Consider the following 1032-nt stretch of genomic DNA (forward strand, 5'->3'; position numbering starts at 1 on the left):
CGGCAGACTGATTCGACGCGGATGCTGCTGTCTGTTTTCCCCGTATAGCTCCATCCACTGAATCACTGCCCCTCGTGTCCACGCATCCAGTACGTGCTCATAACGCCCCTGGGACAGCCAGCGCTTCACATTCTCTTTCATATCTTCCTCATCGGTCAGCCAGCCCGGATTGTCCTGCCCTTGCTTCACTTGGCCCTGATAATACAGGTTTCCCTTGTCTGCCGGTTCACTCTGACCCGCCTGTTCCACATAGCTGTCCAGCTTGCTGATCAGCTCGTCCATCGTTTGTGCCAGCACGCCCAGCCGCGCTTCCATCGCTTCACGTCCGGTTTGCAACGTGTAGGCGATCTCACCCATCTTCCATCGGCTCTGCCCGGTACGGAGTGCATCCCGCAGCTGACGGGCCTTAACGACCAGCCGCTCCTCGTTTCTCGCGGACAGCACGATCAGCCCCGGCACTTCATTTTGCTCGTTTTGCTCATTTTTCTCGTTGAGCTCGTTCGCCTTTTCGCTCGCCAGGTCGGGTTCCCGATATTCCTCCACAATGAGATGAGCATTCGCTCCACCTGCACCAAACGAGGAAATCCCTGCCCGTCGCGGTACGGTCTGACCGCCCACCCTCGGACGTTCCCAACTGCCCAGCTCCCGCTGAACCGTGAACGGGGTTTGACTGAAGTCAATATGCGGGTTGGTCTGCTGCACATGCAGGGACGGCGCCAGCTCCCCATGCTGCAATTGCAGCAGCACCTTGGTGACTCCCGCGATGCCTGCTGCACTCTCCGCATGTCCGATATTGGATTTCGCGGAGCCAATCGCACAGTAGGCTTCTTCCGACGGGTCTTGCTGAAAAGCTTTGCTCAGCCCCGCAATCTCGATGGGGTCCCCCAGCGACGTGCCTGTGCCATGAGCTTCCACATAACTGATCGTCCGCGGGTCAACGCCCGCCTCACGCAAGGCTCGGCCGATGACGTCCGCCTGGGCATTGGGATTTGGCACGGTATATCCGTTCGTTTTGCCGCCGTGATTCAAGGC

1 protein-coding gene is annotated in these 1032 nt (G+C 58.9%); it reads right to left on the reverse strand.

All coding sequences use genetic code 11. The annotated features are described in order from the left end of the window. On the reverse strand, positions 1-1032 hold a 1032-nt coding region (locus P364_RS37485), incomplete at both ends, for a KS-MAT linker domain-containing protein (RefSeq protein ID WP_036665901.1).

This window comes from Paenibacillus sp. MAEPY2 (assembly GCF_000499205.1).
GTDB classification, from domain to species: Bacteria; Bacillota; Bacilli; order Paenibacillales; family Paenibacillaceae; genus Paenibacillus; species Paenibacillus vandeheii.